Raw genomic sequence first — 15,070 nt, 5'->3', positions numbered from 1 at the left:
TCGACAAGCGACTCGCCGCCCCCCGGGCGGGCCCGGCCCGCCCCCCCACGACGCTGGGAGTCGAGACACCCGAGCCCGTCGAGGTCTCGGTGCCGCCCAACTCGGCGGTGCTGTGGATCTCGGTGACCGCCTCCGACGCCACGGTCGCGGCCGACCAGTCCCGCGCGTACGCCCAGGCGTACCTCACCAACCGCCGCGAGAGCGCGCTGGCCGCCCTGAGTGAGCAGCAGCGGGCCGTCCTGGCCAAGATCAAGCAGGTCAACGCGGCCATCGACGCGGTGATCAAGCAGCTCGGCGGGCTGGCCAAGGGCAGTGCCGAGCACACGATCGCGTCCCAGCGGCAGAGCGTGCTCAACCGGCAGGCCGCCGGGCTCGCGCTGAAGTACGACGCGCTCAGGACGGTCGCGGTGACCCCCGGCACGGTCATCAGCCAGGCCACGCCGCCGTCCGCGCCCGGCTCCCCCAGCCTGCCGCTCTACCTCGGCACCGGGCTCATGGCCGGGCTGCTGGCCGGCTCGGCCGCCGCCTACGCCCGCGACCGGCTCGACAGGCGGCTGCGCACGGCCGCCGACGTCGAGCGGCTGACCGGCCTGCCCGTGCTGAGCGACGTGTCGAGCCCGCGCGAGCCCGGCGTGGCCCACGAGCTGGCCTGCGCCGTGGTCGCCGTGTGCCCCGGCAAGCGGCTGCTGGTCAAGGCGCTCCCCGCCGACCTGCGCGAATCGACGCAGGCCGACCCGGTTGCCGTCAGCCTGCCGCTGACGGTGCTCGACGGCTTCGACGTACGCGATCTGGCCAGGGCGGACGCGGCCCTGCTGCTGGTCGGGCTGGGCCGGGTCACCTCCGACCAGGTCGGGGCCGCCGTACGGCAGCTGGGCAGGCACGACGTGCCGATCATCGGCGTGGTGACGGCGACCGACGCGCTGCCGTCGTTCGTGCCCCTGCTCGAGCCGCGCACACACACCCAGCTCGGCAAGCTCGTGGCGACCGGCGAGCTGGAGGTGGCCGAGACCACTCCCATGCAGGCGATGCACCCCCGGCGCCCCGGCCAGCCGACGTGAGAGGGCCCGCGTGGCCGATCACGGCACTGCTCGTCGGCTATCCGGTGTGGTGGGCCCTGGGGTTCGGCGGGCTGTCGGTGATCGTGCTGGCGGTGCCGATGGCGATGGTGCTGTGGCGGCGCCGGCCGATCAGGGTGCCGCGCGGGTTCGGGCTGTGGCTGCTGCTGATCGCCGGCTATCTGGTGAGCGGGCTGATGCTGACCGAGATGCCGCCGGACACGTACGGCGACCTTGGGCCTGGGCGCTTGATCGGCTATGTCATGCGGCTGGCACTCTATGTGGCCATCCTGATCATGGTGCTCTACCTCGGCAACCTGACCGAGAGCGAGCTGCCGCAGCTGCGCCTGGTGCGCCTGCTCGGCGTGCTGTTCGTCACGACGGTCGCGGGCGGGCTGCTCGGCGTGTTCTTCCCCTCGTTCGCGTTCACCTCGCCGGTTGAGCTGCTGCTGCCCGACTGGGCGGCCGGCAACTCGTTCGTACAGAACCTCATCCACCCCACCGCCGCCCAGACGCAGAAGGTGCTGGGCTTCGCCTCGCCGCGGCCTGAGGCGCCGTTCGAGTGGGCGAACGCATGGGGCAGCAACGTGTCGGTGCTGCTGGTGTGGTTCGTGGTCGGCTGGTGGGTGCACGGCGGGCGGCGGCAGAAGGCCTTCGTGGCCGTCTTGCTCGCCCTGGCCGCCATCCCCATCGTGTACTCGCTCAACCGGGGCCTCTGGATCGGCCTGGGCCTGGCCCTGACTTACCTGGTCCTCAGGCTCGGGGGCCGCGCCAGGGTGCTGCTCTGCGGGGCCGCGGCGGTGGCGGCCTTGGTGTTCGCGCTGAGCCCGCTCGCGTCGCTGTTCGCGCAGCGGCTGGACAAACCGCACTCGAACGACATCAGGGCCTTCACCGTGTCGGCCACGGTCGCGGCCGCCGCGCACTCGCCGATCATCGGCTACGGCAACACGCGCAACGCCATGGGCAACCATCGCACGATCACCACGGGCAGGACCCAGTGGTGCGAGGGCTGCGGGCACCCGCCGCTGGGCAGCGACGGGCAGCTCTGGCTGCTGATCATCACGCAGGGGTTCACCGGGGCGGCGCTCTACGTGGCGTTCTTCCTGGGTGCGATCCGCCGCCACTGGGGAGACCGCAGCCCCATCGGGCTGGCCGGGGTGCTGGTGATGGGGCTGGTGCTGCTCTACATGTTCATCTACGACGGGCTGGTCACGCCGCTCAGCCTGTATCTCATCTCGTTCGCCCTGCTGTGGCGCAACCATCTGGGAGACGTCTCGTGAACGACGCCGCCATCCGGCTCGGCTATCTCGCGGAGACCGTGCGGCTGCTGTATCCGGGGCCGGGGTCGCCCCGGGCGTACACCGTGCTGCCGCACGCGGCCGTGCCCCGGCGTCTGGTGCCCCGCCGCTGGTGGCATCCGTGGTCCTCGGTCATGGTGCCGGGCGAGGGGTCCATCGCCGCGTACCTGAGCGAGGTCTTCGGACGGCCCATCGAGACCGTCCTGCACGTGCGTCCGGCGCGGCGGGCCAACCGGAAACCCATCCTGGAGGCGTGCTCGGGCGGGCGGCGGCTGGCGTTCGTGAAGATCGGCGACAGCGCGCGGGCGAGCTCGCTGATCACCACGGAGGCGGCGGCACTGCGCAGGCTGGCCGGGCTCCCGCTGGCCACCGTCGCCGTGCCGGCCGTGCTCCACCACGGTGTCTGGCGCGGGCTGGCGGTGCTGGCGTTGTCTCCGCTGCGGGTGCGGCGCGGCCGGGTGCCCCGGCCGCTGCTGCTCGAGGCGGTCAAGGAGATCGCGGGCACCGGAGGTCCGTGCGCGGCCTGGCACGGGGACCTCGCGCCCTGGAACATGTGCCCGTCCTCCGACGGGCGGCTACTGGTGTGGGACTGGGAGCGGTACGAGGTCGGTGTCCCCTACGGCTTCGACCTCGTACACCACTTCTTCCAGCGGGCGCTGCGCTCGATGGCTCCGCCGGTCGCGGCACGGGCGTGCGTGGCGCGGGCCGTACGCGAGCTCGCGCCCCTGGGGTTGTCGGCGGCGGTGGCCAGGCAGACCGCCGTGCGTTACCTCATCGCGCTGGCCGACAGGCATACCGCCGACGGCCACATGCCGCTCGGGCCGCCGGAGACCTGGCTCAACCCGGCCGTCGACCACGAGGAGCTGCTCACATGAGGGCCATGAAGGCGTCTGTGCTGTCGTTGTCGCGCGCCACGGGACGGCTCACGTCGGGGGCGCGGGTGCTGCCGTCGTTCCTGATCGCGGGGGCGCAGCGGTGCGGCACCACCTCGCTGTACCGAGCGCTGGCGCAGCATCCGCTGCTGCTCAAGCCGGTGCTGCACAAAGGCGTGCACTATTTCGACGTCGGCTACTGGCGGGGAATGTCCTGGTATCAGGGCCACTTTCCGCTGCGGATGAGCGCGGGGTTGGTCGAGCATCGGTACGGCTCGCGGGCGCTGGCGTTCGAGTCGTCCCCCTACTACCTGTTCCATCCGCTGGCCGGGGAGCGGATCACGACCGATCTGCCCGGCGTTCGGCTGATCGTCCTGGTACGGGATCCGGTGGAGCGGGCGTACTCGGCCCACGCGCACGAGCTGGCCAGGGGGTTCGAGACGGAGTCGCACTTCGAGTCCGCGGTCGAACTCGAGCCCTCACGGCTGGCCGGGGCCGAGGAGCTGCTGCGTAACTCGCCCTTCTCCCTGCACCACTCCCATCGCCATCACGCGTACCTGGCCCGCGGGCGCTACACCGACCAGCTCGAGCGGCTGGAGTCGCTGGTCGGGCGCGAGCGGATCCTGGTGCTCGACAGCCACCGCTTCTTCGCCGAGCCGGAGACCGTGTACGACCGGGTGCTGGAGTTCCTGGGCGTGCCGCATCTCGGCTACCCGCTGTTCGAGCGGCACAACGGGCGTCCCTCGCCGCAGCCGATGCCGCGCGAGCTGGGGCGGGCGTTGCGGGACCACTTCGAGCCGTACGACGCGCGGCTGGTGCGGTGGCTGGGCGGTGAGCCTTCGTGGCGGCGATGACCTCGAGCCTCCGGCGGGGCGGGATCGCGGGGGTCTCCGGGGCGGCCTTCGGCGCTTTCGCGCAGTTCGTGCTCGTCATGCTCGTGACCAGGACGTTCGCTCCCACTGACGCCGGCGCGTTCTTCGCGGTGACCGCACTGGCGCTCATGGCGGCGGGGATCGCGAAGCTGGATGCGGGGAACGGGCTCGTGTACTTCATCGCGCGGGCGAAGACCTACGACTACCTCGGCATTTCCGGATATATCCGGGCAGCCCTCGTGCCCTGCGTGGTGGCCTCCTGCCTGGCGGGGGTGATCCTTTACCCGCGGCTGGGCCCGGTGGCCGCGCTGCTGCCGGTCATGGTGGTGGGTGATGTGCTGCTGGCCGCCACCCGGGGGTTCGGGGCCATGCGGCCCACGGTCGTCGTGGACGGGGTGCTGGTGCCTTGCTCCCAGCTCGTACTGGTGGCCATAGTCTGCGCGGCGGACGCGGCCTCGTGGTTGCCGATGGCCTGGGGGGCGCCGTACGTGCTGGCCGTGGTCCTGGCCTGGGCCGGGCTGCGTGGACGCGCGCCGCGGACACCGTACCTGCCCGGCACGGGGCGCGACCTGTGGCGGTACACGGCTCCCCGTTCCGTGGCCGGGGCCATCCAGGCGGTGTTCCAGCGGCTGGACATCGTGATCGTCGCGCTGCTCGGAGGTCCGGCGCAGGCAGCCGTCTACACGGCCGCCACTCGGTTCAAGGTGGTCGGGCAGCTCGCGAACCAGGGGCTGGCGCAGGCCGTACAGGCTCGCCTGGTCACGGCGCTCGCGAACGGCGAGCGGGCACGGGCCGGGGAGCTGTACCAGACCGCCACTGCCTGGCTGGTGCTGCTGACGTGGCCGGTGTGGCTGGCGTACGCGGCGCTGGCGCCGTGGCTGCTGGGGCTGTTCGGACCCTCGTACGGGTCCGCCGAGCCGGTGGCGCTGGTGCTGGCGGGCACGATGATGGTGGCCACGGCCTGCGGGATGGTGGACGTGGTGCTGACGGCCGCGGGACACACGGGCACGAGCCTGCTCAACCTGGTGGCGGCGATCACATGCACGGTGGCGCTGGACGTGGCCCTGATCCCCGTCCACGGGGCGTTCGGGGCGGTGCTCGGCTGGTCGGGCGGGATGCTGGTCAAGAACCTGCTCCCGCTGTGGCAGCTCCACCACCGCTACGGCCTCCACCCCTTCGGCCGCCACACCCTGCAGGCCCTGCGAGGGAGCGCCGCCGCCTGGACTGAGGAGCGGCGGGAGCGTAGCGACCAGAGCGACGAGGGAAGGCGGCGGCTCCCCAGCGACCGAGCCGCCTCTACGGAGTAGAGGCCATGAACACGCGAACGAGCCACACCGGCCATGAGCGCGCGTACCCGGGACACTGTGTGAATCGTGCTCCCGTGCTGGTGACGGGCCTGCCGAGGAGCGGCACGAGCTGGACGGGCAAGATGCTCGCCGCCGGAGGCGACCTGGTCTACGTCAACGAGCCGCTCAACCCGCAGCACCCGCCGGGCCGCTGCCCCGGGGTGCTCAGGGCCTCCGTGACCCACAGGTTCCAGTACATCTGCGACGACAACGCCGACGACTGGCTACCCGCCTTCCGCGACACCGTGGCCCTGCGCTACCGCTGGCTCTCCGAGCTGCGCGCGAACCGCTCCCCGTACGACCTGGCAAGGCTGCTCCGCTACGGCACCGCCTTCTCCTTCGGCCGTCTGACGGGCCGGCGGGCGCTGCTGGACGACCCGTTCGCGGTGCTGAGCGCCGGCTGGTTCGCCTCTTCGCTAGGGTGCCGGGTGATCGCGCTGGTGCGGGACCCGGTGTCGTTCGTGGCGAGCTGGCAGCGGCTCGGCTGGACAGTCTACTTCCATGAGCTGCTCGAGCAGCCTCTGCTGGTCCGCGACCACCCGGAGCTGCTCGAGCTGCGCGCCCTCGTCGGCTCCCAGGACCGTGTCTCGAAGGCGGCCGCGCTGTGGCGGGCGACCCGTACGATCCTGACCCGTACTCCCGGCATCCTCATCGCCTCGTACGAGTCGCTGGCCGCCGACCCGCTGACCGGTTTCCAGCGTCTGTACGACTACGCGGGCCTGGCCTGGACGCCTGTCGCACAGCGCCGAATCACGCGGGCCTGCACGGGGGCGTCCAGGGCCGGGACGGGGTTCGCCTGGTCGGGCCTGTCACGCACGGCCTTCCTGCCCATGGACTCCCGCCGGGCACTGGACCACGCCGACCGGGGCCTCAGCTCCGACGACGTGGCCCGCGTGCGCGCCCTCACGACCTGACACGCCTCGCCAGGCAGGTGGCCATCATCCGTGCCGCGAACGGCAGGTCGTCCACCAGGTAGCGGCGCGCCAGCCGCCCCGGCTCGCAGCCCAGCCGGTACGCCCACTCCAGCCCCGTCCGTCGCATCCATCCCGGCGCCCTGGAGACCGAGCCGGCGGCGAACGCGATCGCCGCCCCGCACCCCAGGAACCACGCCTCCGGCAGTTCCTCCCTCAGGTCGGCGATGAGCCGGTCCTGGCGGGGGAAGCCCAGCCCGACGAACACCAGCCGCGGCCGCGCGGCGACCACCCTCCTCCGGACCCTCGCACTGCCCTCGGGAGTGACGTCGAAGTGGTAGGGCGGCGCGTGGACCCCGCACACCTTCAGCCGCGGGTGACAGCTCGTGAGCTCGTCCGCGGCCCTCCGTGCCACGCCTGGAGGGCCGCCGAGCAGGTAGACGGGCCAGCCACAGCGGGCGGCGAGCTTGCTGAGCGACCAGATGAGGTCCGCGCCCGTGACCCGCTCCGGCACCGGGGTGCCGAGCAACCTGGCCGCCCACACCAGGGGCATCCCATCGGTCACCACCAGCTCCGCACTGCACACCAGCTCTTTGAGCTCGGGGTCTTTGGCGGCTGCCCGGCATATGTCGATGTTCGGGGTGACGATCCGCCCGCCTCTCCCCGCTTCCAGCTCGTCCCCCACCCTTCGGACCACCTCATCCTCGGTGAGCGCATCCACCCCGATCCCACCCACCTGCACCCGCCGCCCACCGGCGAGCGCCGCCCAGACGTGCCCCTGGTCGGCGGTGGGCGCCTGGGAACTCGGGTGCTCGTCCGTGCGCGGCGTGTTGGCGCTCGGACCGCGTCGATGACCGGTGGCAGCAGCCGTGGGGTACGGCGAACGCGTCCCACCACGCCCCGCCGCCGTCCCTCGGGCCGTCATCTCACCCGGTGGCGTCGTAGGCACAGCCACCCGCCCAGCAGCCGACGACTTCCCAGACGCAACCACCCGCCCGACAGCCGAGGGCGTCCCAGGCGCAGCCGCCCGCCCAGCAGCCGACGACGTCCCAGGCGCAGCCGCCCGTCCGGCTGGCAGCGGCGCGGCGGACGGTGCCGCCTCATCGTCATAGGGCGGCGTAGCGGACCTGGCCGCCTGCGCCTCGGCGGTGGGCGCGGCCGGCTGTGCCTCCGTGGTGGGCGCGGTCGGCTGTACTTCGGGCGCTTGGGCGCGCGGGCCATGTCCCTTGGGCAAGGCGCGCGGTGGCCCGTCCCCGCGCGACGGTGACCGCACTGCCGGATCGTGTGGTGCCGAGCCCTGCGGCGCGCCGTCTCGGAGTCGTGCACCCGCGAGCGGCCCACTTGGAGGCGACACCTCCCGGAGCGCCGCGTCCCGGAGCGGCGTGCCCTGGAGCGGCGTGCCCCCAAGCGGCGCGTCCCCAAGCGTTATGGGCGGGACGGTGTCCTCGGGAAGGCGTTGGGGTGGAACAGGTGGGGTGGTGGTTCTGGGCGGAGTCAAATGCCATGCCCCCTACGGTGAAGGGCGGAAAGGACTGTTGGCGCGGAGATGAGGCCGGCCGCCACCGCCAGGGCGATCGGGGCGCGTGGCTCACCCAGGCGGGTCGCCAGCGCGCGGAGGGCCCAGCGGGTGGCCTCGCGGCGGTGGCCGAGCGCCGCGTGGCCGAAGGCCAGCTGGCCGTAGACCCGCGCCGCGCCGCGCGGATCCACGGCCAGTTCGGGGTGCCGGGCGAGCATCCAGTCGAGCCCGGCAATGCGGTCCGCCCAGCGGGCGACGTAGTGGGACTCGCCCCAGCGCACCCGGACGAGCGGGCGGTCCACGTATGTGATCGGTCGCCGCTTGGCGGCGCGCAGGGCCAGATCCCAGTCCTCGTTCTGGCCGTGGGGGGCGGTCTCGTCGGCCCACAGGGCGCCACGCTCGAACAGGAACGTCGACGAGTGCACCATCACCATGCGCGAGCGGACCAGGTCGTCCACGGTCACCCAGTCGCGACCGGCCAGGCGGGGCACGCGGCGACCCTGCTCCCCGACGTACTCCACCTCGATGCCGCAGCTCGCGAACGCGCCGCCGCGGTCGCGCAGCGCCCGCACCTGGGCGGCGAGCTTGCCGGGCAGCCACAGGTCGTCGTCGTCGCAGAAGGCGACGAGGTCGGTGTCGCAGGCCGCGATGCCGGTGTTCCTGGCGCCGGGAAGGCCGGGCGTGCGTGCGTTCGGCAGGACATGGACGAAGGTCGGCACGTCGACGTGCGCAGGGGAGACGCCGTCGGCGACCACCAGCACGGAGAGGCTCCCCGGGTAGTCCTGGGACAGCGCCGACTCCACCGCCTCGCGCAGTTGCGCCGGCCGGTCGCCTCTGGTCGGGACCACGACGCACACTGAAGGGGTCACGGTGCCTCCCGGTAGCCGTACCGGGCCCTGAGCGGCCAGGTGAGCGCGTTGACCACCCGCCGGTCACCGTCGCGCAACCCCGTCACCCACGAGTCGTCTCTGCGCAGCTCGACCCGCCCCACGAGGAAGCGCATCGGGTTGCCGGACGCGGTGTGGGAGGGGCCGAGCCAGGCCGTGCGGTCGTCGAGGAACGGCCGGTCCGGCTCCGTCAGACCTAGGCCGAGCGCCAGTGAGGCGAGCGTGGGTCCGGGGGCGGCGAGCAGGTCCTCGTAGCGGACCCTGGTGACGCGGGCCCCGCGCCTCGGCAGGAGCTCGAGAGCGGCGTTCTGGGCCGTCCAGTGGATCGCCGTGCGGGCGGGTCCCCATCGGGTCATGGGCCGCCCGTCCTCAGGGCGACGGACGGTCCTGGCCCACGAGTGGGCGACGGCTCGCGGGTCTCTGACCACGTGGACGATCCGTACGTCCACTCCGCCCGCGACCAGACAGCAGGCCAGTGACGCGTGCTTGCTGGAGTCGATCACGACCCGGGCGCCGGTGGCCTCGTACAGGAGCCGGTACGCCTGCACGTACTCGGCCAGGTCGGGGTGCTCGATGCGCGCGATCCTGCGGGTGCGGTCGACGCGGTGCCGCAGCGTCAGAACCCTCCCCACCAACGCCGGGGTCCATCCGCCGAAAGCGCGCTCCCCCACCTGCCGCCAGAAGGGGCAGGCGGGAAACGGGGTGCCGCACCCACAGAGCTCCTCCGCGAGCACCCCTCTCTCCCAGAGGTGCACTACCTCCCCAAGCGCGACCACGCCGGGCAGCTCACCCAGGAGCCTCTCGAGCAGTGTTGTGCCACTGCGTCCGAGGCCTCCGAGGTAGATGACCCGGGTGGTGGTCGCGCGGTCGGTCACGGAGGAGAGCTTTCGCGTCGTGAACACGTAACGCGATGACCCTAGCGCGGAGAGTAATCAAGGGGTTGGCGAACCCCGAAAAGATCTACCTACGTGGCGTCGATGACCATGCCGGCGCCGACGGTGCCGTTCGTGGCCTCGTCCACGAGGATGAAGCCGCCGGTGAGCCTGTTACGTGCGTAGTCGTCCACGAACAGCGGCTGCGTGACCCGCAGCGACACCCGCCCGATCTCGTTGAGGCCGAGCGACGTCGCCTCCTCGTCCCTGTGCAGGGTGTTGACGTCGAGCCGGTAGTGCAGGTCACGCACCAGGGCGCGAGCCGTACGGGTGGTGTGCTTGATCGTCAGCTTGGAACGCGGCGTCAGCTTGAGCCCGTCGGCCATCCAGCAGACCATCGCCTCCAGCTCCTGCGCCGCCTGAGGCTGGTTGTTGGGCCGGGCGATCATGTCGCCGCGCGAGATGTCGAGGTCGTCCTCGAAGCGCAGCGTCACCGACATGGGTGGGAACGCCTCCTCGACCGGCCCGTCGAAGGTGTCGATCGAGGCGATCCGCGTCGTGAGCCCGGAAGGCAGGTGCACCACCTCGTCGCCGGGCTTCAGCACGCCACCGGCCACCTGGCCGGCGTAGCCGCGGTAGTCGTGGAAGGCCTGCTCGGTGGCCCGCTGCGGGCGGATCACGTACTGGACGGGGAAGCGCACGTCGACCAGGTTGCGGTCGGAGGCGATGTGGACGTTCTCCAGGTGGTGCAGGAGCGACGTGCCGAGATACCAGGGCATGTTCTCGGAGCGCGAGACCACGTTGTCGCCGTTGAGCGCGGAGATCGGGATGAAGGTGAGGTCGGTGACGTTCAGCTTGGATGCGAACGCCGTGAACTCCTCCCTGATCTCCTCGAACCGCTCCTGCGAGTAGTCCACCAGGTCCATCTTGTTGACGGCCAGCACCAGGTGCGGCACCCGCAGCAGCGTGGTCAGGAACGCGTGCCGCCGCGACTGCTCCAGCACGCCCTTGCGCGCGTCGATGAGAATGATCGCCAGGTCGGCCGTGGAGGCGCCGGTGACCATGTTCCTGGTGTACTGGATGTGGCCGGGCGTGTCGGCGATGATGAACTTCCGCTTGGGCGTGGCGAAGTAGCGGTACGCCACGTCGATCGTGATGCCCTGCTCCCGTTCGGCCCGCAGTCCGTCGGTGAGCAGCGACAGGTCGGTGTATTCGGTGCCCCGGTCGCGCGAGGTCCGTTCGACCGCCTCCAGCTGGTCCTCGAAGATCGCCTTGGAGTCGAAGAGCAACCGTCCGATGAGGGTGGACTTGCCGTCGTCGACGCTTCCCGCAGTGGCAAAGCGAAGAATGTCCATTAGAAGTAACCCTCTCGCTTCCTGTCCTCCATAGCGGCCTCGGACGAGCGGTCGTCGGCCCTGGTGGCCCCGCGCTCGGTGATCCGGGTGGCCGCGATCTCCTCGATGATCTCCTCGACCGTGGCGGCCGTGGACTGCACGGCGCCCGTGCAGGTCATGTCGCCCACGGTGCGGTAGCGCACCACGGCCTCGAACAGCGGCTCGTCGTCGCCGCGCTTCACGACGTCGGAGTCGGGCAGCAGCATGCCGTCGCGCTCGAACACCTTGCGGGTGTGGGCGAAGTAGATGGAGGGGATCTCGATGCCCTCGCGCCTGATGTAGTCCCAGACGTCGAGCTCGGTCCAGTTGGAAAGCGGGAAGACGCGGATGTGCTCGCCCTTGCGGATGCGCGAGTTGTAGAGGTTCCACAGCTCGGGGCGCTGGTTCTTCGGGTCCCACTGGCCGAAGTCGTCGCGGAAGGAGAAGACCCGCTCCTTGGCGCGGGCCTTCTCCTCGTCGCGGCGTGCGCCGCCGAACACGCTGTCGAACTCGTGCTCCTCGATCGCGTCGAGCAGCGTGGTGGTCTGCAGGCGGTTGCGCGAGGCGCGCCGCCCGGTCTCCTCGACCACGCGTCCGGCGTCAATGGAGTCCTGCACGCTGGCCACGATCAGCCGCGCGCCCAGCTCGGCGGAGCGGCGGTCGCGGAACTCGATGACCTCGTCGAAGTTGTGACTGGTGTCGACGTGCATGAGCGGGAACGGGATGGCCGCGGGCCAGAACGCCTTCTCCGCGATGCGGAGCATGACGATCGAGTCTTTGCCCCCGGAGAAGAGCAGACAGGGACGCTCGAACTCGGCCGCCACTTCGCGCATGATGTGGATGGCTTCGGCCTCGAGCACGTCGAGCTGCGACGTCGTGTAGTCGCGCTGGAGCATGGGAGCTTCCTCCGGCGGTTTAGCGGTGCAGGTCCCGAATCCCGGCGAGCAAGGATGTCGCCAGCTCCGGTAGGGAAACCAGGATATCGGGTAGTGACGGGTCGGCTTGGTTATAGCTCAGCTCGGAGCCGTCGATTCGGCTCGCGTGGACCCCGGCGGCCAGGGCGACGGCGACCGGCGCGGCGGAATCCCACTCGTACTGACCCCCGGCGTGTACGTACGCCTCGACCTCGCCGGTGAGCACCGCCGAGATCTTCGCCCCCGCGGAACCGATGGGAACCAGGTCGGCCCCGACGAGGTAGGCCAGCCTCCGCACGAACTCGGGCGGCCGCGTACGGCTCACCGCGATGCGGAACCGCCCCCCGTCATAGGAGGGCGGCTTGGGCGGGTCGGCCGTGGTCAGCGTGCGGCCCTGGGCGGGGAGCGCCACGGCGCCCGCGGCCAGCCTGCCGCTCTCCCACAGCGCCACGTGGACGGCCCAGTCGGGCCTGCCCTCCTCGGAAAACTCGCGAGTGCCGTCGAGGGGATCGACGATCCACACCCGGGACGCGCTGAGCCTGCGCGGGTCGAGCCGCTCCTCGCGCGTGGCCTCCTCCGACAGCACGCTGTCGCTCGGCCGGAGCCTGGCCAGCGACTCCATGAGGAAGACGTGGGAGGACCGGTCACCCTCGGCCCGTAGCGCGGCCGCGTCGGCGAAACCCGTGCGCTCGCGAACCTGCAGCAACCGCTCGCCCGCCTCGGTCGCCAGATCAGCGGCGAGTGCGTGGTCGTCGCGAATCGTCATCAATAAGCTCCTTGCCCGCGGGCGACGGCCGACCAAGTTTTCCACAGGATCTGGAGGTCGAGCGTGAGGGACCAGTTCTCCACGTAACGCAGGTCTAGACGTACGGATTCCTCCCAAGATAGGTCAGATCTACCACTGACCTGCCACAACCCGGTCAGCCCGGGCCGTACGAGGAGCCGTCTCCGCACGTCATCACCGTAACGCGCCACCTCGTCGGGCAGCGGGGGGCGGGGGCCGACAAGCGACATGTGGCCGAGCACGACGTTGATGAGCTGGGGCAGCTCGTCGAGCGAATGGCGGCGCATGAGCGTGCCCAGCGGCGTGACCCGTGGATCGTTCCTGATTTTGAACAGCACGCCTTCGCGGTCGCTGACCAGGGTGATCTTCTGCCGCTCGGAGCCGCGCCGCATGGTGCGGAACTTCAGGATCGTGAACAGCCTGCCGTCCCTGCCCACCCTGGTCTGCCTGAACAGCGCGGGCCCGGGGCTCGTCGCGCGGACGGCCACCACCAGCCCCACCAGCAGGGGCGCGAGCAGCACCAGGAGCGCGGCCGCGCTCAGCCGGTCGAAGACGTTCTTGACCAGCTGCCTCGCGCCGGCCAGCTCGGGATGCTCCACGTGGAGCAGCGGGAGCCCGGCGACCGGTCTGATCATGGTGCGCGGCCCGGCCACGTCCATCAGCGCGGGCGCCACCACCAGCTCGGTGTGCGTGCGCTCCAGCCGCCAGGCCAGCCGCCGCAGTGCCTGGCCGTCCATCTCGGGGCAGGCCAGCACAGCCACGGTGTCGGCGGCGAGCTGCTCGACCACGATCGGCACGTCGCTGAGGTCGCCCGCGACGGGCACCTCGCCCACGCGGTCGCCCGGCGTGCCGCCGGGCAGGCAGGCGGCCACGACGTCCATGCCGTGGTGGCGCTCCCTCCGGAAGAACCGCACCAGCTCCTCGATCGAGGCCGCGTGGCCGACCGCGACGACCTTGCGCATGCATTCCCCCGCCGCCCTGCGGCGGTGCAGGGAGCGGCGCAGGGCGTACCTGAGGACCAGCGTGAGCAGCGTGACCAGTGGCAGTGCGAGCACGACGTAGCCGCGTGCGACGTCGGTCTTGGTCACGTACGAGCCGATGGCGGTGCCCGCGGTCAGCGCCACGCCCGCCTGCACGACCCTGCGGAACTCCTCGGACCCGACGCCGAGCATGCGCGGCTCGTAGGCCCGGTTGAGCGCCACCGCGCACCCCCACACCACCGGCAGGGCGAGGCTGACCAGCAGGTACGGCAGCACATACGGCGTGAACCCGCCGAACCGCACGTAGAAGGCGATCCCGGCCCCCGTCCCCGCGCCGCAGAGGTCGGCCAGCACGGCACGCAACCGGTAGGAGCGAACCCAGAACGGCGTGCGCGGGCCGACCCGCCAGGAGGCCACATGGCCAGCTCTGACGACGGTCATGAGTCCCTCATCGCGCACACGTGCCTCCAGGTGACCATTCGTCAACGACTCGGGCCTGACGGCCCGAAGCTCGCAGCTCTCGCTCCTGCCTGGCGGACAGGCACAGGCCGCACTGCGGGACGACGACGGCCCGCTCTGGGCAGGTTGACGGCAGCCCCGGCATGGCGAAGCACGCCTGATGCGGTTCCGATAACAGACCACAAAGCCGTACCCCGGCCAGGCCGGGTGCGTTCAATCCTGCAACCGTGTTACCGAGCGTAACATACCAACCACGAAGAGGTATGTGATTCCTCTCGGCCGCAGACGTCACGGATCGTAGCCGTGGAGCGGGCCGGCAACCAGGGAAACGGACTTATGCGGGGATCAGCGTGGAGGGCCCGAAATGTGCAGATCAGCCCGGTGAAAGTCGTTCTGGGTGACGTCCAGGCCGCGGGTCATCAGCGACTCCACGACGTCGGCCGCCCGGTCCACGAGGAAGGGCAGGTCCTTGCGCTCCATGGTGGCGAAGTCCCTGAGCACGAAGGAGGCGGGGTCCATGCGCCCGGGGGGCCGCCCGATGCCGAAGCGGACGCGCAGGTAGTCGCGGGTGCCGAGGACCTTGGTGATCGACTTGAGACCGTTGTGGCCGTTGTCGCCGCCGCCGAGCTTGGCCCTGAGCGCACCGTACGGGACGTCGAGCTCGTCGTGGACGACGATCAACCGGTCAGGGCCGATCTTGTAGAAGTCGGAGAGCGCCTTGACGGGCCCGCCGGAGAGGTTCATGTAGGTGAGAGGCTTGGCCAGGATGGCGGCGCTGGTCTCGCACACCTCGGCCCTGCTCTTGTGCGCCTTGAACCGCCCGCCTGCCCTGGCGGCGAGCTCGTCGAGCACCATGAAGCCCGCGTTGTGCCTGTTGCCCGCGTATTCGGGGCCGGGATTGCCCAGTCCGGCGATCAGCCAGCGATCCATG

General features: G+C 71.3%; 13 protein-coding genes and 1 pseudogene. 6 read left to right on the top strand and 8 right to left on the bottom strand.

Going from position 1 to position 15,070, the window contains the following annotated elements; all coding sequences use genetic code 11:
- The 6 genes and pseudogenes from AB0J09_RS13250 to AB0J09_RS13225 all read left to right on the top strand — a co-directional run.
- A pseudogene (locus AB0J09_RS13250) lies at nucleotides 1–1,058 on the top strand (hypothetical protein); the annotation flags it as partial.
- Nucleotides 1,055–2,335 (top strand): hypothetical protein, encoded by a 1,281-nt coding sequence (locus AB0J09_RS13245; RefSeq protein WP_360689486.1) that lies wholly within the window; start codon nucleotides 1,055–1,057, stop codon nucleotides 2,333–2,335. The pseudogene AB0J09_RS13250 and the gene AB0J09_RS13245, both read left to right, overlap by 4 nt.
- The gene (locus tag AB0J09_RS13240) at nucleotides 2,332–3,228 is read left to right on the top strand and encodes a hypothetical protein (protein WP_360689484.1); all 897 of its coding nucleotides are present in this window, start codon (nucleotides 2,332–2,334) and stop codon (nucleotides 3,226–3,228) included. The genes AB0J09_RS13245 and AB0J09_RS13240 overlap by 4 nt, the downstream gene beginning before the upstream one ends.
- Before the next feature lie 5 nt (nucleotides 3,229–3,233).
- Nucleotides 3,234–4,079, top strand: a complete 846-nt coding sequence (locus AB0J09_RS13235) for a sulfotransferase domain-containing protein (RefSeq protein WP_360689482.1) — start codon at nucleotides 3,234–3,236, stop codon at nucleotides 4,077–4,079.
- Nucleotides 4,076–5,404: a lipopolysaccharide biosynthesis protein gene (locus tag AB0J09_RS13230; protein ID WP_360689480.1), complete on the top strand. Its 1,329-nt coding sequence runs from the start codon at nucleotides 4,076–4,078 to the stop codon at nucleotides 5,402–5,404. The genes AB0J09_RS13235 and AB0J09_RS13230 overlap by 4 nt, the downstream gene beginning before the upstream one ends.
- 59 nt (nucleotides 5,405–5,463) lie before the next feature.
- Nucleotides 5,464–6,357 (top strand): sulfotransferase, encoded by an 894-nt coding sequence (locus AB0J09_RS13225; RefSeq protein ID WP_360689478.1) that lies wholly within the window; start codon nucleotides 5,464–5,466, stop codon nucleotides 6,355–6,357.
- Here AB0J09_RS13225 and AB0J09_RS13220 read toward each other — a convergent pair.
- The 8 genes from AB0J09_RS13220 to pth all read right to left on the bottom strand — a co-directional run bounded on the left by AB0J09_RS13220 (nucleotide 6,347) and on the right by pth (nucleotide 15,069).
- Complete coding sequence (locus AB0J09_RS13220; RefSeq protein WP_360689476.1) at nucleotides 6,347–7,279, bottom strand: WecB/TagA/CpsF family glycosyltransferase; 933 nt, start codon at nucleotides 7,277–7,279, stop codon at nucleotides 6,347–6,349. The genes AB0J09_RS13225 and AB0J09_RS13220 overlap by 11 nt on opposite strands.
- Before the next feature lie 569 nt (nucleotides 7,280–7,848).
- Nucleotides 7,849–8,739, bottom strand: coding sequence for a glycosyltransferase family 2 protein (locus tag AB0J09_RS13215; RefSeq protein WP_360689474.1), 891 nt, complete (start codon nucleotides 8,737–8,739; stop codon nucleotides 7,849–7,851).
- Nucleotides 8,736–9,632 carry a sulfotransferase gene (locus tag AB0J09_RS13210; RefSeq protein WP_360689472.1) on the bottom strand — a complete coding sequence of 299 codons (897 nt, stop codon included), beginning with the start codon at nucleotides 9,630–9,632 and terminating at the stop codon, nucleotides 8,736–8,738. The genes AB0J09_RS13215 and AB0J09_RS13210 overlap by 4 nt, the downstream gene beginning before the upstream one ends.
- Before the next feature lie 89 nt (nucleotides 9,633–9,721).
- Nucleotides 9,722–10,984, bottom strand: coding sequence for a sulfate adenylyltransferase subunit CysN (cysN, locus tag AB0J09_RS13205; RefSeq protein WP_360689471.1), 1,263 nt, complete (start codon nucleotides 10,982–10,984; stop codon nucleotides 9,722–9,724).
- A complete protein-coding gene (cysD, locus tag AB0J09_RS13200) occupies nucleotides 10,984–11,898 on the bottom strand; it encodes a sulfate adenylyltransferase subunit CysD (protein ID WP_360689469.1) in 915 nt (304 codons plus the stop codon). Before cysD ends, cysN begins: the two co-directional genes overlap by 1 nt.
- Before the next feature lie 19 nt (nucleotides 11,899–11,917).
- A complete protein-coding gene (locus tag AB0J09_RS13195) occupies nucleotides 11,918–12,682 on the bottom strand; it encodes a 3'(2'),5'-bisphosphate nucleotidase CysQ (protein WP_360689467.1) in 765 nt (254 codons plus the stop codon).
- Nucleotides 12,682–14,121, bottom strand: a complete 1,440-nt coding sequence (locus tag AB0J09_RS13190) for a sugar transferase (protein ID WP_360689465.1) — start codon at nucleotides 14,119–14,121, stop codon at nucleotides 12,682–12,684. The genes AB0J09_RS13195 and AB0J09_RS13190 overlap by 1 nt, the downstream gene beginning before the upstream one ends.
- Before the next feature lie 363 nt (nucleotides 14,122–14,484).
- On the bottom strand, nucleotides 14,485–15,069 hold the full coding sequence (pth, locus tag AB0J09_RS13185) for an aminoacyl-tRNA hydrolase (RefSeq protein ID WP_360689463.1): 585 nt from the start codon (nucleotides 15,067–15,069) through the stop codon (nucleotides 14,485–14,487).
- Nucleotide 15,070 lies beyond the last annotated feature (1 nt).

Origin of the sequence: Nonomuraea sp. NPDC049784 (genome assembly GCF_040659615.1) — a bacterium.
GTDB lineage: Bacteria > Actinomycetota > Actinomycetes > Streptosporangiales > Streptosporangiaceae > Nonomuraea.
Note: the sequence above shows the minus strand (reverse complement) of the source record. Positions and strands in the feature narration are given on the sequence as shown.